Here is a 22,200-nt window from a genome sequence, read left to right as displayed (position 1 = left end):
CCCATGGCAAACGAGGACGTGGGACGGGTGACCGCCGCGCGCTGGCGCACGGTACGCCGCGTCGCGGGCGCCTTCGTCGTCGTCGCGCTGGGGGTCGGCATCCTGGTGTCGCCGGGAGTCGACGAGCAGGAGGTCCGCGCGGACGATGCCTCCATTTGGGCTATGCAGAGCTCGACGGGGCAGCGTTTTGGTCGCGTCAATACGCAACTGCGGGAAGTAGACACGGTCAAGAACGTCTCCGAGCCCAGCGACCTGACGCAGTACGAGGACTCGTTGCTGGTCTATTCGCACAACCTGTCCTCAGTTACCAAGCTCCAGACCGCCCGACCGGCTGACATCGATGAGACGTCGAGCGATTCGACGGTAGCCACACCGTCGGGGACCGACTCCGTCACCTTTGCAGGAGATGTGGTGGGCTACCTGACGGACGACCATCGCGTGCTGGTGGGTCGCGTGTCCGATGGCTCCGCGCTTGCCCCCGCCGTCGTGGATCCGTATGCAGAGGATGAGGTCGAGGACGGGCAGGATCGTCGCCAGTACCGTTCCGACGCGATGGCAGTAGGTGAGGGCGGTGACGTCGCGGCCTTCTCTGCGGAAGACGGCAACGTGATGCGCGGCAAGGTCGACGGTGCGTCCTACGACGGATTCGATGCTGTGCCGGGCGCACCTGCTGGTGACCAGGTGCAGATGACGATGGTCGGCGACCAGTGGGTGCTCCTGGACACCTCAACCGGCCAACTATGGCGACGCGGCGGCGACGCACCCATCATTACCGGGGTGTCGACCGAGGCTATTCTTCAGCGTCCCAGTGGTCATGCGGATTCCGTCTACATCGCGGACGAGTACGGCATCATCAGCGTGCCACTCGACGGCTCGGGTGCGGAACGCGTGTACGGCTCGACCGACCTTGCACTCGGCGAACCCGCGGCTCCCACGGAGAACGACGACGTCATGGTGGGCGCCTGGCTTCCCGCCGGTGAGGGTCCTGGGCGGCTGTGGGACTCCGAAGGCAAGGCCACCGACCTCGACTACGGTGACTCGGACAATGGAGGCGGGGCCCTGGGCGAGACGCGCTCGCTGGTGCTGCGCTCCAACGGATCGCGACTGATCGTCAACGAGACGCGCACCGGTTGGGTGTGGGACGTCCCCAGCGGCCTCTTGGTGCGGTCCTCACAGCAGTGGGCGCCGGACGAGAAGACGACGGTGGAGGCCGACGACCAGGAGACCGCGGAGCAGGTGAGCGAACCCCGCGCGCCGGTTGCCGAGGACGACGCGATAGGCGTGCGCGCCGGCCGACAGGTCATCGTGCCCGCACTGCTCAACGATCACGACGCGAATGACGACATCCTGACGCTGGTTCCTGGGGACCTGACCCCACTCGATTCGGCCTTTGGCACCGTCTCCGTCTCCGACGACGACCAGTCGCTCGTGGTGAACGTGGCCCCCGATGCCAAGGGCTCCGCGACCTTCACCTACGTTATTACCGACGGCACAGCCTCCGATGGACTGCGTTCCGAACCCGCAACGGTCACGCTGTCGGTCAAGGACCCCGATGAAAACAACCCGCCCGTGTGGTGTGGGGTGGAGAATTGCCTGTCAGATTGGCCGACCCCCCAGGTCAGTCCGGGTGGCACCGTTTCCGCCGATGCCTTGGCGGGCTGGGTAGACCCCGAGGGCGACCCGATTTACATCGAGTCGGCAACGACCGCATCGGCGAGCGGCGTCGTGGCCGCGTCTCCGGAAGGGCGGGTCGTCTTCCAGCACAGCAACGCGAGTTCCACGGAGACGGGCGCGATTCCTGTCGACATCGTGGTGTCAGATAGCCGGGGGGCGACGGCCTCCAAGACGATGAACGTTACGGTGCTCGGCGAACCTGCCCTCGTCACCAAGGACGTGGCCGCGACGATCACGGCGGGGGTGCGCGCCACCGTCGAGGTCTCCGATCACGTGACGGGTGCGCGCGGTCCGCTCAAGGTCACTGAGGCTTCACTCGGCCCCGATGCACGCGCGAATGTGGCGCTCACCCAGGGGCTCATTGGCTTCACGTTTGATTCAGACACCCCGGGCTCGTACGTGGTGGACTACGTGGTCAGCGACGGGCTGTCCGACGCTCGCGGCAAGGCCCGGATCACCGTGATCGCGCCGGAGGACGAGCAGCTCACCACGGTGCCGCTGACCGCGTTCGTCCGCGCCAAGGAGGACGTGACGGTGGACGTGCTGTCCGCCATTTCCAACCCCGGCGGTCACGTCCTCCTGCTCAGCGACGTCACGACCGATCCCGAACCAGGAGCAACCCTGTCCGCCGACGTCGTGGGCCACAGCGCCCTGCGCCTCGCGGGCTCTACCGCCGACGCCCAACCGGGTGCGCTGGGGGTGGTGTCGTACACCGCATCGGACGGTACCGGCCGTCCCGAGGCAACCGTGCACGGTGAAGTCACGGTGGTGCTGCTCGACTCGGACGTGCCCTCCGCCCCGCTCGCAGTGGACGACTCGATCACCGTGAGGGTAGGCACCCAGGCGGACATCTCGGTACTGAAGAACGACGTCGGCCCAGCAGGCAATGTGATCGCGCTCGATCCCGCCTCCGTGGCTGCCGACTCGGGAGCCGGGCTGGCGTTCCCCGCCGGCCCGCGTATTCGGTACCTGGCTCCATCTGAGCCGGGCAACTACGTCATCTCCTACTCCACGTATGTGCTTGGCTACCCTGCCCAGCGGGACACCGCATCGGTCGTCGTGACGGTGCTCGCCAATGACACCAATGCGCCACCCACGCCGCGCGGCGTGACGGGACGGGTGGCCTCGGGCGAGAGTGTGCGCCTGCCATTCGACGGCACGGGCATTGACCCCGATGGTGACAAGGTGACCTTGTCCGGCATTGCGACGCAGCCCGGGCATGGCACCGCCACGGTGTCCGCGGACGGCTCCGCCCTGATCTACACGAGCGTGAGCGGCTACAGCGGACAGGACCTGTTCACCTTCACGGTGGTGGACCAGCGTGGACTCGAGGCGTCCGCGACCGCGCTCATTGGCGTGCTTGCCGACGACCTCGACCCGAGTCCCGTGACGTACACCGACTATGTGCAGGTTCAGGTGGGCTCCGACCGTCGCGTGGTGGTCACCCCCACCGCTAATGACGTCGACCTCGCCGGCGGCGAGTTGGAACTGATCGACGTCAAGCCAGACGCGACCCTGGGGACGGACGAGTACAGGGAGCTCGCCGATCACTTGGTGGGCGTTGAGGACGGCGACGTTGCCCTCCAGGTGGGCGAGGACCCAGGGACGTTCTCGTTCTTCTATACGGTGCGCAACACCACCGGTAGCACCGCGGTGGGACGCATCATCCTGAAGGCCGTACGTGAACCGATTGCCGACGTCCCCATCGTCACAGACACAGTGCTGACCCAGGAGAACCGTGAGACGTTCACCGATGGAGTGGACGTCCTGACCAACAAGGTCTCGTGGGGCAGCGGTGACCCGTCCGGCTTGGTCCTGACCTTGTGGGGAGGTCCGGATGACCTGACGGTCTCCGGCACTACCATCGCCGGCCCGCTCCCTGAGCAGTCGCGGCTGATCCCTTTCCAGGTTGATGGGCAGAACTTTGCCGGAGAGGACGTGACCAGTTATGGCTTCTTGACGGTACCCGCCGCGGATGCCGTGCGACTGTCACTCAAGGAGGTTCCGCCCGAGACCAAGGTCAACGAGGGCGAGTCCGTTGACTTTGATGTCTCAAGCTTTGTGGTGCTGCCGCCGGACTCGACGCTTGAGGTCGATGCGAGTTCCGTTTCGCCGAGTGGTGTGCGCGGTGAGGCCACGTGTTCCCTAGTATCCGGAACGACCCTGCGCTACTCGGCAGGCATGGGTGCGCCGTACACCGACACATGTGTGGTGTCTCTCCGGATTGCCGGCCAGGAGGACTGGACGGTGCTGCCAGTGACCATCACCATCGTTGCCGAGGCACCCCAGCCCACGCTGACCGGCGCATCGCTGGAGGTGTCACCCGGCGATACCGCCAGCTTCGACCTGGGCAAGATGGTGACGTGGCCCGCTGGCGCGACGACTCGGCCAGTCGCGTTCTCCGCGAACTACACGGGCGAACAATTCGAGTTCACTGTCAATGGTGACAGGGTCACGGTTGTCGCCAACGACAAGGCGGTTCCTGGCGCAAGCGAGACGGTGACTGTGGCGCTGACGTCGGACCCCGATATTCCAGCGGTGTCTCTCGCGCTGAAGGTGGGACCGGCGCCATCCGAACTGCCCAAGGGCGGCTCCGCGGTCAAGCAGTGCTCGCAGTCCGAGGGCTCATCGTGCACCGTCACGGTGATTGGTGCCAAGGGTGAGGTCAACCCCTTGCCGGGCACCGCGTTGGAGATCGTGGATGTCAAGGGTGCGAGCGAGTGTTCCTCGGTGTCGTTCGCGGCGTCCGGCGCCTCATCGGTGAAGGCCACGTGGACCGCGGATACCCCGGGCGCAGTGTGCAACGCCGTGTTCTCCGTGCGCGACGCTCAGGGGCGTGTGAGCGGTCCGGACCGCCAGGGCACTATCTCGATTGACCTGCTCGGCTACCCGGCGGCGCCGGCCGAGGTGAAGCAGGTGGCCTTCGGGGACGGCACCGCGACGTTGTCCGTCAGCCCGAATGGCTCCGGGTCGTCGTACCCAAGCGTGAACGGCTTCGCGCTGTACCGAGGCACCACCAAGGTCGCGACATGTGACGCCAAGGGTGTGTGCCCGCAGCTCACCAACCTGACGAACGGCGACAAGCAGACCTACACCGCAAAGTCCGTCAACTCCGTGGGTGAGTCCAGGGGCGCCGTGACTGCCCAGGCGTGGTCCTACGCACCCCCTGCGGCTCCCACGAACGCAACCTGGGTACCCACCCTCGCCACGCCAAACAACGCAGGCAAGCAGGTGGACATCACGCTGAGCGTGAGAGATTCGTCGACCAAGGAGCTCAAGGTCTCCAGCCCCAATGGCGAGACACGCGTGGTCCCGGTGAACGGCTCCGGCAGGGTGAGTATCCCCAAGCTCAACGTCGGCAGCAACGAGGCCCAGCAAGTGACGATTGTGCCCGTGACCGGGCTTGACCTTCCCCCCGTCAAGGGCGGCGAGGCACAGGGAGCCTCCATCTCCGTGACCGCGAATGGTGTGAGTAGCCCGCACATTTCCGACCCCACCTGGTCCGCGAACCCTGACGGTACCAAGGCAACATTTACCGTCGCGGTCAGCTCAGCCGGTGCGGGCTCCACCACCTGGGTGGGCGCAGTTTCCGGCGGGAACTGTGAGGCCACTGCGCAAGCCAGCGGCGGCAAGGGATCCGTGACGTTGAATGTCACTCCCAATGACCGGCCCAAGAACTACACCATCTGCGCCGAGAGCCGCTATGACTCGGCCGTCTACGGCACGGCCACCGAAGGCGTCACCAATGTGTACACCTTCGCCGATCCGGGTGCGCCCGTAGTCCGGGCGGGATACAAGGTCGACAACAACTGCAACGGCAGTAGCTTCTCCTGCGAAACCGGCTACGACGGGCCCTCTGTGGAGAACGCGCGTTGGTTCACTGTTTACTACGCTACTGCGCCCAACGGGCCGGTCCCCAACTTCTCGCTGCCCATCGGCTCGGCCCCAACCATCACGGCGTACAACTGCATCCGCTTTGTTGACAACGACAACCCCTGCTCGGCTTCGGGGGCGGTTGTTCCACCCCGTGAGGGATCGGCGAAGTACCGCACCAGCGTGAACTTCTCCCGTTGCACGGCCGATTCTGCAGCCGTCGACGTGCGTGTGGTCAACACGAGTGACCGTGTCATCACCACGCAGTGGTATCTCAACGACCGTCAGCGTGACCCTGTCGGCAACGGTGATCCAGCGTGGATGCATCGCTACGCAGTGGTCACCGTCACATTCCAGGGCAACCTGGCAGGAATCAATCCCTGGACGTCAGGATCCATGGAGTGCAGCGACGTGCCGGCCGCTCCGGTCACGGTGCCGGATGTGATGGGCAAGAGCCAGTCTCGGGCAGAACGTGATCTCTCGAATGGAGGCCTGAACTCCATGGTCACGCAGGTTGCCACGGAGGACCAGAGTCAGGACGGCGTGGTGCTCACTCAGAACCCGGCTGCCAATGCTGAGGTCCCACAGGGCTCGACAGTGGAAATTGGAGTCGGTGTCTACACGCCGCCAGACGAGCCCGTAGACCCACCAGCAGAGGGTGCGGCGGCGTCGCTTGCTGCACCTCCCGCACTTCCCAAGATCGCTACCGCGCAACCCGCATTGTCCGCGCAGAACCCGGCCACGCCATCGGCGCCCGTGGAGGATCCCTCCGACAAGACCGAGGGATACGTCTCCGAGACTGCGCGACGCGCCGAGTCGCGCCTCAGACCGCAACGCAACGAACGCTAGACCACCACCACAAGGACCCAGAGGACTCACGCAATGACCGTTACCGACGAACAGGCCACCTGGTTTACCAGCACGTTCAATGCTCTTTCGGAGAACGTTGAACTCGCCGTGCTGGGCAAGCGACAGGTGGTTGAGCTCGCCTTCACTGCGATGATCTCCGAGGGGCATCTGCTGCTCGAGGACGTTCCCGGTACGGGAAAGACGTCCCTCGCCCGCGCCATGGCGCAGACGGTCAAGGGCATCGGCACCCGCATTCAGTTCACGCCTGACCTCCTGCCTGGTGACGTCACGGGTATCACCGTGTTCGATCAGAAGCAGGGCACTTTTGAGTTCCACCAGGGCCCCATCTTCGCCAATGTTGTCCTCGCGGATGAGATCAACCGCGCCAGCCCCAAGACGCAGTCTGCGCTGCTCGAGGTGATGGAAGAGGGTCAGGTGACGGTGGATGGCGTGACCCGCAAGGTGGGTGCGCCGTTCATGGTGATCGCCACGCAGAACCCTGTGGAGCAGGCCGGTACCTACTCGCTACCCGAGGCCCAATTGGACCGCTTCATGATGCGCACGTCGCTCGGTTACCCCGACCACGGTGCGACGCTGAAGATCCTTGAGGCGACGCGCAGCCCGCAGGTGGTGGTGCCCGCTCTCGTGGAGCTGCAGACCATCGTGGCGATGGCCGGACTGGCCCGCGACGTCTACCAGAACCCGCTGGTGCTGGACTACATCGCACGCATCGTAGACGCGACGCGCAACGCAACTCAGGTCCGCCTGGGAGTCAGCATGCGTGGCGCCATGGCGCTCGCGAAGGCGTCGCGCACGTGGGCCCTGGCCCACGGCCGTACCTATGTGACTCCGGACGACGTCAAGACGCTCGCGGACTCGGTGCTGGCCCACCGCCTCATTCTGGACCCCGAGGCCGAGTTCGATGGAGTGACGGCCACTGCGGTCATCGGTCAGATCCTGCTCGACACCCCGCCGCCCACACAGAAGGATCTCGGTTGAGCCCCGAGCCTTCTGCGAAAACCTCGAGGACGAGCGCGACGCGCACGTCCTACACCCGCACGGGACACACCCGCGCGGGCAATACGACGCGCACCCAGGTCACCGGCGAATCTCGCGGTCGGTGGGTGTCGCTCGGCCTCGCGACGCTTCGTCTTGGCCGGCGCATCGAGTCCGTCGCCCGTCGTGTGTGGGGCGTCCTGGAGGCGGTCGTCACTCCCGCGGGTTGGCTCGCCGGGATTTGGGCGATCGTCGGCATTGCCGTTGGCTTGATCTGGGGGTGGTCGGAGTTCTTGATCGGTGGCGTCATTGCGGTTGCGCTGCTGGTCATTGCTGTGCCGTTCCTGCTGGGCAAGGAGTCGTACGACGTCGACTTTGGGCTGGGGCACGATGCTGTGGTGGCCGGCCAGGCCGCCGAGGGCGAGATTGTGGTGCGCAATCAGCAGGCGCGCGTCGCGTTGCCCGGGCGCATCGACATTCCCGTGGGCGCTGGGCTGATCGACTTCCACGTGCCGATGCTGCGCAAGGGTCACGAACACCGCGAGAAGATCGTCATCCCGGCCGCACGACGTGGCGTGATCGACGTGGGCCCTGCCACCACGTCCCGCTCCGACCCCCTGCGCCTGCTCACGCGCGAGTTCCACTGGGCCGACGTCAGCACGCTGTTCATCCACCCCGTCACCATTGCGATTCCGAGCACGTCGATGGGCTTTGTCCGCGACCTGGAGGGCCGCGCCACCAAGACCATCACCAACGAGGACATCTCCTTCCACGCCGTTCGCGAATATGCGCGCGGTGACGCGCAGCGCCAGATCCACTGGAAGTCCACCGCCAAGACCGGCACGCTGATGGTCCGCCAGTTTGAAGAGACGCGCCGTTCTACCATCTCGATTGTCTTGGACCTCGACGCCGAGTCCTACGCCAACGAGACCGAGTTTGAGATGGCGGTTAGCGCCGTCGGTTCCCTGGGCGTGCGCGCATTGCGCGACGGTCGCGACGTGCAGGCGGTCGTCAGCGGCGAGGTCCCCGAGTTCGCCCGTGCCTCCGTGCGATCCCTGCAGCATCTGCGCGTGACCACCCCGCGTTCGTTCCTCGACGACCTGTCTGGCGTCGAGGCAAGCTCCTCGGTGATTGGTGTGCAGTCCGTGACGCGCATGCTCGCAGAGTCCACCTCTGACACCTCGCTCGCGTTCCTCGTGACGGGCTCTACCGCCACGCTCTCGCAACTCCAGTCGGCCACCCTCGCCTTCCCGGGTGACGTCGCCGTGGCGGCCGTCGTGTGCGATCCCGAGTCCGAGCCGTCCGTGCACGCGGTGGGGCGTATGCGACTGCTGAGCTTGGGAGTGCTCGACGACCTGCGGCAGCTGCTGGCCAAGGGGGCAGCAGTATGAGCCCCAAGAAGCCCCTGCCGGGAGCATCCGGACCCACCACACTCGGCCCGCGCATGGCCCGCGCCGAGGTGCGCCACTCGACACCTTTCGTGCTGTTCAATGCTCTCTTCATGATGGCGGGCTCGGCCGTCGCTGCCTGGGCGCTGCTCCCGGTGTACGACTCGATGCGCTACGTGCTGGTGGCCGGAGCCGCGATCCTCGGTGGCGCGGCCGTGGCTGTGCTGTGCGACCGATTGCGCTGGGGCGCGTCACGCGTCGCCCTGCTCACCGCACTCGTCTACATCGTGGTCGGGCTCACCTTGGCGGTGCCCGGCGCACTGACGAGCGTGTCTGAGATCGCTGACGCGGCCCTCGACTTGTTGCGCGGTCCGGTGACCGGGTGGAAGGACATCGTCACGCTGCCCCTGCCGCTGGGCGACTACGGCACCACGCTGGTGCCGGTGCTCGCGCTGTTCCTGGTCGGAACAACGACCTCCACCTGGCTCGCGATCCGGGCCCGGCGCCTGTGGCCGCTTGCCGCCCTGACCGCTGCGGCGCTGGTCATTATCGCGATCGCCATTGGTCCCGCCGTCCGTGCCGACGCCTTGGCCTGGGCCCCCTTTGGCGTGTACGCCTCGCGCGAGTTCCTGGTAGGAATCGCCGCCTTCGCCGTCCTGCTGTCGTGGTTCGGCTGGCGCGCCTGGTACACCCGCCGTCAGGCCATCGCCAGCGCGTTTGGGGCCGGTGGCGTGCAACTCGCCAAGTCCTCCCATGCCAGCCGCCTGGCGGCAGCATCGGCTGCCCTGGCAATGGTTGTGGTGGGCGTCGTCGCTGCCGTGCTGGTGACTGCCCCCATCGCGGAGAGCACGCCGCGTGAGGTGGTGCGCTCGTCGCTCGACCCGCGCCTCGTCGTCGAGAGCAAGGTCAGCCCGCTCAGCTCGTATCGCGAGTACTTCGCGGACGATGCGTTCGCGGCGACGCTGTTCACCGTCAACGTGGAGGACGGCGACCCTGAGAGGGTGCGCCTCGCGACGCTGCCGTATTTTGACGGCGAAGAGTTCAGCGCCGCGGACCCGGAGGGCAGTGCCGTCGCGCGCTTCCAGCGAGTTCCGAGCCACGTCGAGGTTGAGGGCGACACCGAGGACGTCACTGCCACAGTCTCCATCGGTGCACAGTCGGGCATCTGGGTGCCCATTGTTGGCGAACTGGGATCCCTGGACTTCCAGGGCGCGCGCAAGGCGACGCTCGTTGACGGGTTCTATTACCTCGCCGATGCCGACGCCGGTGTCATGGTCGTCGACGATGGCTTGCTGTCCGGTGACGCGTACCGAGTCAACGGTGAGCGCCCGTCCGAAATGCCCTCACTTACCGAGATCGGCACCCCGCCCGGGGTTCCGACCATCAGCCCAGAGCTCATTCCTGACTCCCTTCACGAGTGGGTCACACGCCAGGACACATCCGCCGATGCTGCGGGCCTGGCCGAGTTGGTTCGTCGCCTACGCGTGCGCGGCTACTTGTCGCACTCGATCGAGTCGTCGACCGACGGGGAGACTCCCGCGTGGCAGCGTGCGCTGGGCGAATACTCCTTCGCATCGTCGGCATCCGGGCACTCGTTCGACCGGATTGACCGCCTCTTCCAGCAGCTCAACGAGCGCGAAGGAGAGGTGGGTAACGCCGACGAGGACCTGCTCGTGTCGGGAGTGGGCGACGACGAGCAGTTCGCCACGGCGGTCGCGATGCTCGCGTCGGACATGGGCTTCCCGTCCAGAGTGGTGATTGGCGCGCGCCTGACCAACACCGATGCACAGGGTTTTGCGGCGCCTCCGTGTGAGGCCGGGGTCTGTCGCGGCGAGAACATGAGCGTGTGGACCGAAGTGCAGTCGGACAAGGGTGCGTGGGTGCCTATCGACGTCACTCCGCAGCACGCCACCCCGGTGTCTCCCGACGTCGCCAACCAACGCGACCCGCAGTACGCCTCGGCCCTCGACCCCCAGCGTGCTGAGCCCATCGTGCCGCCCGTGACACAGCGGGGTCAGTCCGACGACGACAAGCCCGAGGCTCAAGAGCTCACGACCGGGTGGCAGTGGGTGGGTCCTGCGCTACGCATTGCGGGCATCACCCTGCTTGGTCTGCTCATTCTTCTCGGCCCCTTCCTGGCGATCCTCATCTGGAAGCTGGCGCGCCGCAACCGCCGGCGCAGGGGTGAGGCGCGCGACGTGGTCTACCAGGGCTGGGACGAGTACCTCGACGACGCGGTGGATTCCGGGCTGCCCCCGCTCCCGCGCGCGACCCGTACCGAGGTGGCGCGTGAGTACGGCACGCAGAATGCCGTGGCGCTCGCATCATTGACGGATCGCGTGACGTTTGGCAATGTGGCGGTGGATGATGCGACGGCAGACGAGTATTGGACGCTGGTCGCGGCCGACAGGTCCGAGCTGCTGGCTCGAAAGTCATGGTGGGGTCGCGTGAAGATGCGCCTGTCGTTGCGTTCGATGTGGAGCGCAGTGCAGAGCAACGGTGCCCCGCAAGCAAAATCCGCTGACAGTAAGGCGCCGCAGCGGTGGAAGTCCGGCGCTGGGATGCGTTCAGAGCATAGTTTGGTCACGGCGAGTCATCGCCGGCGCACCTCCGCACAGTCGCGACACACGCACAAGCGAAAGAAGAAGTCATGAGTTGGATCCCATTCATTTACGTCCTGGTCGCCACGGTGGTGTCGATCATCTGGATGGGACTCGCGCTGGGTGCGGTGCTCTCCAAGCTCGGAATGGAGTCCGGCCGGGCATGGATTCCGGTGCTGCGTTGGATCGCGGCCGCCGAGGCGGGACGTGTGTCACGAGTGGTCGTGGGCATTGCGCGGTCAATGTCCACGCTTGGGATCCTGATCCTGCTGGGTGCCCTCGCAATGCGCGGAACGCAGGGCGACAACATCACCACCATGGTGGCCTGGCTCACCCTCGCAGGCGCCGCGCTCTTCGCCCTCGGCGCATTCGTGGGGTGGATCTTCTGGATCATCGGCGCGGGAACCATCGGGATGCGTCTCAACATCGCAAGTGGCTGGACGATCCTGGCTGCGCTGAGTCCCAACCTGTGGGCTGCCATCGTGGGCTGGTCCAAGATTGGTACACCCATTCCGTCCGATGCAATCGGCAAGGCGGCCTCAGCGGCCGCTGCGCAGCGTGCGTTCATCGATGCCCCGGCGCCCAGTGGCGCCCCGAGCGTGTTTGGGTCGGGCGCTCCGACCGCCAGCCCAGCCGTGCAGGGGCTCGACACCAACCCATTCGACACGACTCCTTTTGCCACCAAGCCCCTTGGGGACGAGGCTCCTGCGGAGGCCGCCGTGCTAGCGAGCCCGTTCCCGTCCGTCGCGGAGGCAGCAGGCGACGAGGCACCTGCCGAAGATGAATTGTCGGACAACGCGGTGCCCACCTTGCGTGCCTCCCAATTTGTCGCCGATGCGCCGCCGACGGGAGCCCCCGTAGTCGAGTCATCGACGCCGGACTCTCCCACGGGAGTGACGCGCGTCGAAGTGCCCGACGACGACTCCGACTTGGTGATGCCGCCCGTCCCCGCGGGTCTCGAGCACCCGGCCCCCACCTCCTCGTATGCATCGGCTCCCGCTCCTTCCGACGCGGGAACGCTCGACAAGCCCACCTTTGATCAGCAGCCGCCTGCCGACCCGGCTCGGCCCGTCTCTCCGTACATCACCTCGGCGGCCCCGCAGCAGGACAGCGGCATCGCGGACTCGATGAACTTTGAGCCTGAACTGGTAGTCACCGAAGAAGCCTTCGTGGTCCCCGAACTTGAGGATGACGAGACGGTCATCGAGAGCATCGACGCCCCGAGCCCCGTGGCCGAGCCGCCCGCCCCTCAAACTCCACCTGCGAATCTCTCGATGCTTCCTCCCGGGTGGGCAGGCGATAGCGCCGCCGATGCCGGATCCGAGCAGGCTCCCACAGCGCCCGTGACCCCTCCACCCGCACCCGTGAGCCCTTACGCGACGCCTGCCCCCGTGGCGGCAGCACCTCACCCTGTACCCGAACCGGCGCCGGCACCCGAACCCTCCACTGCACCGAATGGTGACTCGGAACCGGCCGGGGCTCCTGAGGTCGAGTCGGGGGTAGCGGAAGAGCCAGCGCAGACACCAGAACAAGCACCCGAGCCGGAGGCCGCTCCGCCTACGAACGAGGCGCAGTCCGCCGCCCCACTAGTGGCAACCCCACCCCCGGCGCGACCCGTGCCAAGCGGAGTGTGGGCCGCACCTGGTGCTGCCGCAGCCGCCGCCGCAGTGACCGCCGCTGCCTCCTCCGAGGAGTCGGAATCCGACCTGGACGAGCAGGATGCCGACGACCACACTGTGATCGCTCAGCGCCGGCGCGACGTGTGGGTTCTCCAGGTCGAGGGCGGCGACAGTTACCCGCTCCCCGAGGGAGAGGTGAGCATCGGCCGCGCCGCTCCCGGCACTCACGATTCCTCCCACGTGGGCGTCAACGACGCGACGCGCACCATGTCGAAGCGTCACGCAAAGCTCCGCCTGGTGGACGGCACGTGGAAGGTCAGCGACCTGGGATCGACCAACGGCACGTTCGTGCGCGGCATGGACGGCCGTGAGGTTGAAGTTGCGCCAGGGAGCGAGGTCGCTCTCGATGGGACATTGCTGCTGGGTGACCTCGAGGCCTTGGTCGTCAATCAGGGAAGTGGCCGCTCATGAGCGACACTGCGGCTCCTGTCTGGCACGTGGGTGCGGGATCGACGGACACGGGCCAACGCAAGGCCAACGAGGACGCGTTCCTCGCACAGGCGCCGGTCTACATCGTGTCCGATGGGATGGGTGGGCACTACGCCGGTGCCGCAGCCAGTGCCGCCGTCGTTGACGCCTTCGCCTCGCTGGTCGACGTTCACGACGTGGTGCCCGAGCAGGTGACCGACGCGGTGCATCGGGCCCGCTTCGGAGTGGCGGAAGTGTCGGCGCGCGCTGGCGGCGAGTCGGGCGCGACGCTGACCGGCGCCGTCGCCGTGACACACGACGGCCAGCCATGGTGGTTCGTGATCAACGTGGGTGACTCGCGCGTCTACTCGCTCGATGGCGGGGTCATGTCGCAGATCACGGTGGACCACTCCCGCGTACAGGAGCTCGTCGATGCCGGCCGCATTACGGTGGAGCAGTCGCTGGTCCACCCCGAGCGCAACATCATCACGCGCGCGATTGGCGACGAGATTCCCGGTTGTGACGCGTGGCTCGTTCCCGCGCGGCCTGGAATGCGACTCATCGTCGCGAGTGACGGGCTGATGAAACCGCTGAGCGATCCGCAGATCGCCAGCATTGCCAGCCTCGCAGGAACCCCCGAGGACACCGCTCGTCGACTGGTGGACGCCGCGGTCGAGTCGGGTGCCCAGGACAACGTCACCGTGGTGGTGGCCGACACCTTGCACGCAACCACTGCTGCGGACGCGGATGCGCGCCCCTGGCAGCGGTGGCCCGCCGGTCAGGAATTCGAGGATGACACCACGCAGGCAAGCCGTCGCAAGGTCTCGCCGTGACCGTGCAACCCGAGGACTTCGCCGGGGAGGCTGAGGTGGATGACAGCACTCGCCTCGCGTCACGACGTCAGCCGCCCGTCGCGGAGTCTGAGGATTCGACGCAGCTCGCGACCAGGCGCAGTCGGCGCGCGGCGCGCGAGCAGGAAATAGACGACTCGGCGCAGTTGGCCACGCGTCGTACCGCCGCGGCGTCTGACCCGACCACCGAGCCCGAGCCGGACGACTCCACGCGACTGGCCACTCGCCGTCCGGTGGTTGAGCCCGACGACTCGACCCAATTGGCGACTCGCCGTCACTCCGGCCCCGAAGCGTCCCTCGAGGACGACAGCACGCGGCTCTCGGTGCGCGACACCGCGACCATCCCGCCGCCCGCTGAGTCAGTTCAGACCCAGCTGGCGAATCCCAACGCGGCCCACCCTCATCGCACGATGCCGGACCTTCCCCCCGGCGCCGCTCCGCTCGGCATGCACGTGCGCCCAGGTGGCTTTGGCGCTAGCACCGAGGCGTACCGCCCGCGGGACACGCCCTCCTCGGAGTACACCATCCCGCCATTGCCTCCCACGCCGGCGAGCAATGAGTACCGCGATCCGGTGTTGACCCCGGTGGATGCTCAGCGCAAGCGCGAGTCCGCGCATCGGGCATCCGTGACCAAGGTGGTGGCGATCGGCGTCGCCGTGCTGGTCATTGGCTCCGCCGCGGTCATTGGCATCGTGCTCCTGGTGCGAGGGCTGCTGTGACGAGCGCCGAGGTCACAATCGAGTTCGGTGACGTCATGTATGACCTCAAGGCGGGTGAGACCGTCACGTTGGGACGCGCGGCTGACCTCGTCGTCGACGACAACCCCTACCTGCACAGGCGCCTGCTGCAGGTGTCGGCCGATTCGGGCGTGTGGTGGGTGGCCAACATCGGCCAGAGCATCCCCGTGTCGGTCGCGACCGACCAGGGAGAATTTCAGGCCCTGCTGGGGCCGGGCGCGCGATTGCCCATCGTGTTTCCTCGCCTGCGGGTGATGTTCACCGCGGGACCCAACACATATGAGGTGGCCATCACGTGCCACGGCTCCCTGCTCAGCCCCGCCGATCCGTCCGATGCTGTGGCGGGGGACGCGACGCGAGTTCCGCTAGCACTGACCGAGAGCCAGAAGTTGCTGGTGCTCGCGCTCGCGGAGCCGATGCTGCTGAATCCTGGTCAGGGGCTCACGGCCGTGCCGACGTCCGCAGTCGCGGCGGAGCGCCTCGGGTGGCCGGTCACGACGTTCAATCGCAAGCTCGACGCCGTGTGCGAAAAGCTCGACCGCGGCGGTGTGGACGGCTTGCGGGGTGGCCCAGGAAACCTGGCATCGCTGCGCAAGTCGCGGCTGGTGGAATACGCCCTCCTCGCGCGCCTAGTGTCAGCGAGCGACCTGGTCCTGCTGGACCGCATCGGCGATACCCCGGCGCCATAGCCGTGCCCGTGTCGCCGGGACTGTCCGCGTCCCGTAGGTTTGGACTGTGACCACACTTCGCTCGCCCCTTCATGACGAACACGTCGCGCTTGATGCGACCCTGGTGGACTTTGCCGGCTGGCAGATGCCCGTGCGCTACTCAGGAGATATTGCCGAGCATCAGGCGGTGCGCACGGGCGCCGGGTTGTTCGACTTGTCTCACATGGGCGAGCTGTCCGTACGCGGTGCCGATGCTGCGGATTTCCTGGATTACGCCCTCGCCGGGCGTGTCAGTGCGGTCAAGCTCTGGGGTGCCAAGTACACGATGCTGTGCAACGAAGCCGGCGGCGTCATTGACGACCTGGTCATCTACCGCCGCGACTGGGACCACTTCTTCATTGTCGCGAACGCCTCCAACAAGGACCGTGTGGTGGCCGAGTTGCGCGACCGCATCGGCTCCTACGACGCCACTGTCGAGGACGTGTCCGCGGAGATCGCGCTCATTGCCGTGCAGGGTCCGTTGTCGGCCAAGATCACCGGCGCGATGTGCGACCTGGGCGAGGACGACATCGAGGCGATGAAGTACTACTCCGGTGCGAATGTGTTGCTTGAGGGTGGCATCCATGCCTTCGTGGCACGCACCGGGTACACGGGGGAGGACGGCTTTGAGCTGTTCGTGGGATCCGACGAGGCGCGCGACGTGTGGCAGCTTGCGCTTGAGCACGGCACGCCGGAGGGAATGATTCCGGCGGGGCTGTCATCGCGAGACTCCCTGCGGCTCGAGGCGGGCATGCCGCTGTACGGCCAGGAACTCGATGAATCGACCACACCGTTCGAGGCTGGGCTGGGGCGCATCATCGCGTTCGGCACCGAGACAAACCCGCGAGGCGACTTTGTGGGGCGCGAGGCGCTTGCCAAGGTCAAGGAGTCCGGCATCGCGAAGCAGTTGGTGGGCTTGGTCGGAACCGGACGGCGCTCTGCTCGCACCGGCTATGCCGTCACCGACGAGGCCGGAAACCAGGTGGGCGTCGTCACCTCAGGCGTGCCGTCGCCAACGCTCGGGCAGCCCATCGCAATGGCCTACGTGCCGGTATCGATGGCTGAGCCCGGAACAGTCGTAGGAATCGATGTGCGTGGCCGACGCGAAGAAATGACCGTGACCGCGCTACCGTTTTACAAGCGAGAGAAGTAGTGTCGCCGTCCGGCGCTCACGACTAAGTTTGATCCGTTCTATCCACCCGTAGGTCAACGCGACACCCGAAAGGTCCCGCAGCCATGGCGAACATCCCCGATGAACTGAAGTACTCCGCCGAGCACGAGTGGGTAGACGGCGATCCGACCGTCGGCACCGTCGTCACGGTGGGCATCACCGCGCACGCCGCCGAGGCCCTGGGCGACATCGTGTACGCCGAGCCGCCTTCGGTTGGCGATACCGTGACGGCCGGCGAGGTGTGTGGCGAACTGGAGTCCACCAAGGCCGTGAGCGAGCTGTACTCGCCCGTGACCGGCACAGTGACGGAGATCAACGAGGCGCTCGAGTCCGCTCCCGAGTCGATCAACACCGACGCGTACGGCGAAGGGTGGATTTTCAAGGTCGAGTTGTCCGCGGCCCCGCAGGACCTGCTTGGTCCCGAGGCGTATTCCGCGCTCACCGACTAGCGCGAACCATCGTCACTGAGGCCCTGATGTCGACCGTTCCGGCCGCCAAACTGGTGGTCGCGGCCGCGATTACGGACGACCTGGGCGTGCCCCGGCTGCTCTTCGCGGCGCGGCGCACGTCGCCGCCCGAGTACGCGGGTCTGTGGGAGTTTCCCGGTGGCAAGGTCGAGCCCGGGGAGGACCCCGAGGAGGCCTTGCGTCGCGAACTGCGCGAGGAGCTCGGCGTCGAGGTCGAGCTTGGCGAGGAGGTTCCCGGTCCGGACGACGGGACCGGCCTAGCGGAGCACTGCGACCGCCCGGTGTGGATGATCCGGCCCGCGGACGACGCGCGCGGCGCGCGGCTCGTGATGCGCGTCTGGTGGGCGACCATCGTTACGGGCCCAGATGGACGCCCGGCTGAGCCGCAGCCGCTGGAGGATCACGACGACCTGCGCTGGCTGGAGCCCGGTGGATGGCACGACGTGGCGTGGATTCCCGCGGACGAACGCATCGTCAACGCCTTCCTCGAGGACGCCAAGGCGCGTCACCGCCGCGCGTACTGCTAGTCCTTGCGGGCGACGCAGCCCGCAATGTGATCGTCGACCATGCCCACGGCCTGCATGAGCGCGTACATCGTGGTGGGGCCCACAAAGACGAACCCCTCGGCCTTGAGTTCCTTGGCAAGCGCCTTGGACTCGTCAGTGGCCGCGGGGACGTCCTCCCACGACGCAGGGGGCGCGGAGCGCGGGGCGGGGGCGTGCGACCAGACCAAGTCGCTCAGTGAGCCGCCACGTTCACGCAGGGCCACCGTGGCCGCGGCGTTGGTGATGGCCGCCTCGATCTTGCGGCGGTTGCGGACGATTCCAGCGTCCGCCATCAGCCTGTCCACGTCGTCCTCGCCAAAGGCCGCCACGGCATCGGGGTCGAATCCGGCGAACGCCGCTCGGAAGTTCTCGCGCTTGCGCAGAATGGTTGACCACGACAGCCCCGATTGAAAGCCCTCCAGGACCATCCGTTCCAGCATGGGGCCATCGCCACGGACCTCGTGGCCCCACTCGTGGTCGTGGTACTCCTCGTAATCCTTGTCGCCGGATCCAAAGCAGCGAATGAGGTCGTTCGTCTCGGTGATCATGGATCTAGTGTGTCGTGCGGGACGGACATTTTCTGCGTCGAACTCACCGAGCCGGGGAAGGTGTGGTGTGGGGCTGTCCTGTGGGCATCAGTTGGCGGGTTGGCATCAGCACCACTGCCCCCAGTAGTCTTGCCTCGCTATGACGATTCGCGACATCCTCAACGCCCCGGCGCCCACGCTCAGCTACGAGCTGTTCCCGCCGCGCTCCGAGGCCGCTGCTGAGACGCTGTGGGAGACCATTGCGATGCTCGCGGAAACGAATCCGGACTTCGCCTCCATTACGTACGGCGCCTCAGGTGCCACTCGCCACTCGAGCCGTGGAGTAGTGCAACGCCTGGCAGATGAGCACACGATCTCCCCGCTCGCACACCTCACGTGCGTGGACCAGTCCCGCGCGGAAGTCACCGCCGTGATCGAGGAGTTCATGGGGGAGGGCGTGCGCGACTTCCTCGCCTTGCGCGGCGACCCGCCTGCGGGCCAGCCCGACTGGCGACCGCACCCCGACGGGCTGCTGTACGCCTACCAATTGGTCGAACTGATCCGCGAAGTCGCAGCCACTCACGGCATCGACAACGTTTCCGTAGGTGTCACCGCCTTTCCCGCGGCGCATGCGGCCGAGCAGTGGCGTCAGCAAGGCCTCGACGTCCTGAAGGCCAAGCAGGACGCGGGTGCGGACTTTGCCGTGACGCAGGTGTTCTACGACGCGGAGCAGTGGCGCGCGCTCGACCGGGACGCCAAGGCCGAGGGCATCGGACTACCGATCCTGCCCGGAATCATTCCGCTCCTCAATGCCTCGCGAGCGAACCGCCTCGAGCAACTCACCGGCGTCGCGGCCCCCACCTCGTTGGTGACGGCCCTTGATACCGCGGCCGATGCCGAGGCCGCCCGCGTGGTTGGAGTCGCCGCAGCGGCGGACCTGGCGAACGAACTCCTTGATTCCGGGGCCCCAGGTATCCACGTCTACACGTTCAACAAGCACGAGGCCGCGCTCGCGCTGGTAGAGCGGCTCTCACTGGGCCGATAGCTCGGCTGTGAGTTTTTTGTGCCTGCGCAGGACGTAGCATGGTGAGAGTCGTAGGCTAGGTGAGACGTCACGCAGTCAACGGTGGAATGTGATCCTCGCGAGGGGCGAGATCTCAGTTCACCTATGTGGTGGCGCGTGGCTTGCGTTCTGTGCGTAGCCGCGGCGCGCGGTTGTGTCGTGGGCGACGGGAGCTTGGGTGCTGAGGGCCTAAGCAGCGTCGCTCGCGATGGCCCGCGCCATCTCTCGCCAGGCGTTGTCATCGTTGAACATGGCGGCCGCGAAGTCGAAGTCGCGGATACCAGCCGATGTTGTGGGCGCCTTAATCGACCCCGACGCCGCCGTTGCCGCCGGGGTGAACTGTGTGGCGGGGTGGCGTACCGCAGCGCTTCGAACCGCGGTCAAGCGTCCAACGTACTGAGAGGTACCCGAGTCGGCACTAGCCTCGTACGGATTAAAACCTTCGTCCAACACTTCGCCACCCCCATTTCACGTCGTCATTTCACGGTAGAGGAATCGAGTGGTCGCAACAATGGGGAGAACTCCCCAGTTTGAGGTGGGGAGCACGTGCGATGATTGAGCTATGACTAACGAAAATGCACGCAAGGTGACCATGACCCGCGAGTCGCAGGGTGTCTACACCGTGACCAATGCGGCCGGCGTATCGATGACCTTTGGTCAGGGCGAGGGTCTGCTTTCCCCCGTCGAACTGCTGCTCGCCGCCATCGCTGGTTGCTCGAGTGTCGACGTGGACGCGATGACGTCGCGTCGCGTGGAGCCGGAGCGCTTCGACGTCACCGCTTCCGCAGATAAGGCGACCGTAGACGGTGGCGCCATCCTCGAGAACATCGCAGTCGAGTGGGACCTGCTGTTCCCCGAGGGTGATGACGGGGATAAGGCACGTGCCCGCGTGGGTGCCGCACTCAAGAGCGCCAGTGAGAAGACCTGCACGGTGTCGCGCACGGTCGAAGCCGGCACGCCGGTCGAATTCCGCCAGGTATAGCCATTCGCTGGCGGGGTTAGGCGTCCGTCGGTCCCGCCCAGCGGTGGTTGGTCCCACCGGGTACCCCAACATGGGCGCAGTACAGACCGCCATCAGCCGATGCGGGGTCGTCGAGACCTTCGGTGGCCGTGGTGATGAACAGCTCCTCACCGGCGAAGGTCGCCGCGGTGACGTGGCGCGCGGGTACGGGTAGTCGCGCGTCCAGCACGCCAGTGGGCGAGTAGCGGCGAACCTCGCTGCCACCCCATACTGCAATCCAGAGGTAGCCCTCCGCGTCAACCGCGAGGCCGTCCGGGTATCCAGGCTCGACCGTGAACGAGCGCACGGGCACGGGAGTGGGGGCAGCGTAGTCGTAGACGATCACGCGATTGCGCAGGGTGTCCGTGTGGAACAGCCGTTGACCTGTGGCGTCAAAGCCCAATCCGTTGGAGAGCGTGAGCGAGCGCGCGATGGTCTCGATGTGCCCCGCGGGGTCCATGCGGAGCAGGAGCTCCTGGTTCTCGACGTCGCCCTCATGCAGGGTGCCGATCAAGAGTCGTCCTTGCGGATCGATCACGCCATCGTTGAAGCGGCGCTGGGGGTCGCCTCCCAGGGCCTCAGCCAGCGTCCAACCGATGCGCACCTGGCCATCCACGGAGCGGGTGACCAGGCGGTCGCGCTCGACAATCAGCAGCCCTCCATCCTGCGCGAGCAGGACACAGGTGACGGCGCGATCCGCCTCGTGAATCACGGTGCGCTGGCTCAGATCCGGTCCGTCGTGGCGGTAGACGCGGTGGGACCTGATGTCGACGCTATACACGCACTGCTCGCGGTCGTCCCACACCGGCCCCTCGCCCAGAACATCCGTGGTGAGACCGACGCGGGTGGCCCCAGCAAGGTGACGTGGCTCAGGCAAAGCGCGCGCTCAGTCCGCCGTCAACGTCCAACGTCGCCGCGGTGATGAAGCTGGCATGGTCTGACGCGATGAACGAGACGACGGGCGCGATGTCCTGCGGCGTCGCGACGCGCCGCAGCGCGTGGGTTGCCACGATGGCCGCCACTGCCTCGTCGCCGATCTCCGCGAAATGGGCCTCGATGCGCTCGCTGCGGGTCCAGCCAGGGCAAACCATGTTCACCCGCACTCCTTGGGGGCCGTAGTCCAGCGCGAGCGTGCGGGTAAGTCCGCCGAGTCCGGCCTTGCCGGCGGCATAGGGGAACGCCCCTTCGGCGGTCATGCGCGAGTGCAGCGAGCCGATGTTCACGATGCTTCCGCCGCCCGTCTCGATCATGGACGGCAACACGGCCCGTGCCATGAGCCATGCGGAGGTGAGATTGAGCCGCATGTGCGAGTCCCAACTCGCGACCGTCATGGTCAGAGCGTCGTCGTCCCCGTCGCCGCTCGCGTTGTTCACCAAGATGTCTACCCGCCCGGCGTCGCCGACCACCTCAGCCACGGCATCGGCGATGGACTGTTCGTCGGTGACATCCACGTGCAAGAAGTGACAGTGGTCGCCGATGCGCTCGGCGGTCTGCTGGCCCTCGTGGTCGGCGATGTCGAAGATCCAGACACGTGCGCCGTCGGCGACGCCCTGCTCGGCGATGGCGGCGCCGATGCCCTGGGACCCGCCGGTGACGATCGCGACCTTGTCCTCCCACAGGCGTCCGGAGACGCCGGCGCCAACTGGCTCGACCTGGTTCATCGGT

Annotated in this window: 17 protein-coding genes; 13 read left to right on the top strand and 4 right to left on the bottom strand. The window is 66.6% G+C overall.

Annotation, left to right across the window (positions count from 1 at the left end; translation table 11 throughout):
* Window positions 1–3: 3 nt before the first annotated feature.
* The 11 genes from AOP73_RS03305 to AOP73_RS03255 all read left to right on the top strand — a co-directional run bounded on the left by AOP73_RS03305 (window position 4) and on the right by AOP73_RS03255 (window position 17,927).
* Complete coding sequence (locus AOP73_RS03305) at window positions 4–6,396, top strand: Ig-like domain-containing protein (protein ID WP_061963198.1); 6,393 nt, start codon at window positions 4–6, stop codon at window positions 6,394–6,396.
* 33 nt (window positions 6,397–6,429) lie between these two features.
* Window positions 6,430–7,395 carry an AAA family ATPase gene (locus AOP73_RS03300; protein ID WP_061963197.1) on the top strand — a complete coding sequence of 322 codons (966 nt, stop codon included), beginning with the start codon at window positions 6,430–6,432 and terminating at the stop codon, window positions 7,393–7,395.
* A complete protein-coding gene (locus tag AOP73_RS03295) occupies window positions 7,392–8,783 on the top strand; it encodes a DUF58 domain-containing protein (RefSeq protein ID WP_061963196.1) in 1,392 nt (463 codons plus the stop codon). The genes AOP73_RS03300 and AOP73_RS03295 overlap by 4 nt, the downstream gene beginning before the upstream one ends.
* Window positions 8,780–11,434 carry a transglutaminase-like domain-containing protein gene (locus AOP73_RS03290; protein ID WP_061963195.1) on the top strand — a complete coding sequence of 885 codons (2,655 nt, stop codon included), beginning with the start codon at window positions 8,780–8,782 and terminating at the stop codon, window positions 11,432–11,434. Before AOP73_RS03295 ends, AOP73_RS03290 begins: the two co-directional genes overlap by 4 nt.
* Complete coding sequence (locus tag AOP73_RS03285) at window positions 11,431–13,470, top strand: FHA domain-containing protein (RefSeq protein WP_061963194.1); 2,040 nt, start codon at window positions 11,431–11,433, stop codon at window positions 13,468–13,470. The genes AOP73_RS03290 and AOP73_RS03285 overlap by 4 nt, the downstream gene beginning before the upstream one ends.
* The gene (locus AOP73_RS03280; protein ID WP_061963193.1) at window positions 13,467–14,300 is read left to right on the top strand and encodes a PP2C family protein-serine/threonine phosphatase; all 834 of its coding nucleotides are present in this window, start codon (window positions 13,467–13,469) and stop codon (window positions 14,298–14,300) included. The genes AOP73_RS03285 and AOP73_RS03280 overlap by 4 nt, the downstream gene beginning before the upstream one ends.
* Window positions 14,297–15,037: a hypothetical protein gene (locus AOP73_RS03275; RefSeq protein WP_061963192.1), complete on the top strand. Its 741-nt coding sequence runs from the start codon at window positions 14,297–14,299 to the stop codon at window positions 15,035–15,037. The genes AOP73_RS03280 and AOP73_RS03275 overlap by 4 nt, the downstream gene beginning before the upstream one ends.
* The gene (locus AOP73_RS03270) at window positions 15,034–15,744 is read left to right on the top strand and encodes a hypothetical protein (RefSeq protein WP_236683487.1); all 711 of its coding nucleotides are present in this window, start codon (window positions 15,034–15,036) and stop codon (window positions 15,742–15,744) included. The genes AOP73_RS03275 and AOP73_RS03270 overlap by 4 nt, the downstream gene beginning before the upstream one ends.
* 46 nt (window positions 15,745–15,790) lie before the next feature.
* Entirely contained in the window at window positions 15,791–16,915 is a 1,125-nt protein-coding gene (gene gcvT, locus AOP73_RS03265; protein WP_061963191.1) for a glycine cleavage system aminomethyltransferase GcvT, read from the top strand.
* A gap of 83 nt (window positions 16,916–16,998) precedes the next feature.
* Window positions 16,999–17,382 carry a glycine cleavage system protein GcvH gene (gene gcvH, locus AOP73_RS03260; protein WP_061963190.1) on the top strand — a complete coding sequence of 128 codons (384 nt, stop codon included), beginning with the start codon at window positions 16,999–17,001 and terminating at the stop codon, window positions 17,380–17,382.
* A 26-nt stretch (window positions 17,383–17,408) separates the two neighbouring features.
* A complete protein-coding gene (locus tag AOP73_RS03255) occupies window positions 17,409–17,927 on the top strand; it encodes a (deoxy)nucleoside triphosphate pyrophosphohydrolase (protein WP_061963189.1) in 519 nt (172 codons plus the stop codon).
* Here AOP73_RS03255 and AOP73_RS03250 read toward each other — a convergent pair.
* On the bottom strand, window positions 17,924–18,493 hold the full coding sequence (locus AOP73_RS03250; RefSeq protein WP_061963188.1) for a DNA-3-methyladenine glycosylase I: 570 nt from the start codon (window positions 18,491–18,493) through the stop codon (window positions 17,924–17,926). The genes AOP73_RS03255 and AOP73_RS03250 overlap by 4 nt on opposite strands.
* Before the next feature lie 139 nt (window positions 18,494–18,632).
* Here AOP73_RS03250 and AOP73_RS03245 point away from each other — a divergent pair, with 139 nt between their 5' ends.
* The gene (locus AOP73_RS03245) at window positions 18,633–19,517 is read left to right on the top strand and encodes a methylenetetrahydrofolate reductase (protein ID WP_061963187.1); all 885 of its coding nucleotides are present in this window, start codon (window positions 18,633–18,635) and stop codon (window positions 19,515–19,517) included.
* 207 nt (window positions 19,518–19,724) lie between these two features.
* On the opposite strand, the gene AOP73_RS03240 is transcribed toward AOP73_RS03245, so the two are convergent.
* On the bottom strand, window positions 19,725–19,919 hold the full coding sequence (locus AOP73_RS03240; protein ID WP_152650517.1) for a hypothetical protein: 195 nt from the start codon (window positions 19,917–19,919) through the stop codon (window positions 19,725–19,727).
* A gap of 178 nt (window positions 19,920–20,097) precedes the next feature.
* Here AOP73_RS03240 and AOP73_RS03235 point away from each other — a divergent pair, with 178 nt between their 5' ends.
* Window positions 20,098–20,517, top strand: coding sequence for an OsmC family protein (locus AOP73_RS03235; RefSeq protein WP_061963185.1), 420 nt, complete (start codon window positions 20,098–20,100; stop codon window positions 20,515–20,517).
* A gap of 16 nt (window positions 20,518–20,533) precedes the next feature.
* Here AOP73_RS03235 and AOP73_RS03230 read toward each other — a convergent pair whose 3' ends face one another.
* Both AOP73_RS03230 and AOP73_RS03225 read right to left on the bottom strand, forming a co-directional pair.
* The gene (locus AOP73_RS03230) at window positions 20,534–21,412 is read right to left on the bottom strand and encodes an SMP-30/gluconolactonase/LRE family protein (RefSeq protein WP_061963184.1); all 879 of its coding nucleotides are present in this window, start codon (window positions 21,410–21,412) and stop codon (window positions 20,534–20,536) included.
* Window positions 21,405–22,196 (bottom strand): SDR family NAD(P)-dependent oxidoreductase, encoded by a 792-nt coding sequence (locus AOP73_RS03225; protein ID WP_061963183.1) that lies wholly within the window; start codon window positions 22,194–22,196, stop codon window positions 21,405–21,407. The genes AOP73_RS03230 and AOP73_RS03225 overlap by 8 nt, the downstream gene beginning before the upstream one ends.
* Between the last annotated feature and the right edge of the window lie 4 nt (window positions 22,197–22,200).

The sequence above is a fragment of the Demequina aurantiaca genome (genome assembly GCF_000975135.1).
In the GTDB taxonomy this organism is placed as follows: domain Bacteria; phylum Actinomycetota; class Actinomycetes; order Actinomycetales; family Demequinaceae; genus Demequina; species Demequina aurantiaca.
Note: the sequence above shows the minus strand (reverse complement) of the source record. Positions and strands in the feature narration are given on the sequence as shown.

Excerpts from the sequence above, each read along its gene's own strand:
- AOP73_RS03280 (WP_061963193.1), top strand. The coding sequence starts at position 13,467 with ATGAGCGACACTGCGGCTCCTGTCTGGCACGTGGGTGCGGGATCGACG.
- AOP73_RS03245 (WP_061963187.1), top strand. The coding sequence starts at position 18,633 with ATGACGATTCGCGACATCCTCAACGCCCCGGCGCCCACGCTCAGCTAC.
- gcvH (WP_061963190.1), top strand. The coding sequence starts at position 16,999 with ATGGCGAACATCCCCGATGAACTGAAGTACTCCGCCGAGCACGAGTGG.
- AOP73_RS03225 (WP_061963183.1), bottom strand. The coding sequence starts at position 22,196 with ATGAACCAGGTCGAGCCAGTTGGCGCCGGCGTCTCCGGACGCCTGTGG.
- AOP73_RS03305 (WP_061963198.1), top strand. The coding sequence starts at position 4 with ATGGCAAACGAGGACGTGGGACGGGTGACCGCCGCGCGCTGGCGCACG.
- AOP73_RS03255 (WP_061963189.1), top strand. The coding sequence starts at position 17,409 with ATGTCGACCGTTCCGGCCGCCAAACTGGTGGTCGCGGCCGCGATTACG.
- AOP73_RS03290 (WP_061963195.1), top strand. The coding sequence starts at position 8,780 with ATGAGCCCCAAGAAGCCCCTGCCGGGAGCATCCGGACCCACCACACTC.
- AOP73_RS03250 (WP_061963188.1), bottom strand. The coding sequence starts at position 18,493 with ATGATCACCGAGACGAACGACCTCATTCGCTGCTTTGGATCCGGCGAC.
- AOP73_RS03235 (WP_061963185.1), top strand. The coding sequence starts at position 20,098 with ATGACTAACGAAAATGCACGCAAGGTGACCATGACCCGCGAGTCGCAG.
- AOP73_RS03285 (WP_061963194.1), top strand. The coding sequence starts at position 11,431 with ATGAGTTGGATCCCATTCATTTACGTCCTGGTCGCCACGGTGGTGTCG.
- AOP73_RS03300 (WP_061963197.1), top strand. The coding sequence starts at position 6,430 with ATGACCGTTACCGACGAACAGGCCACCTGGTTTACCAGCACGTTCAAT.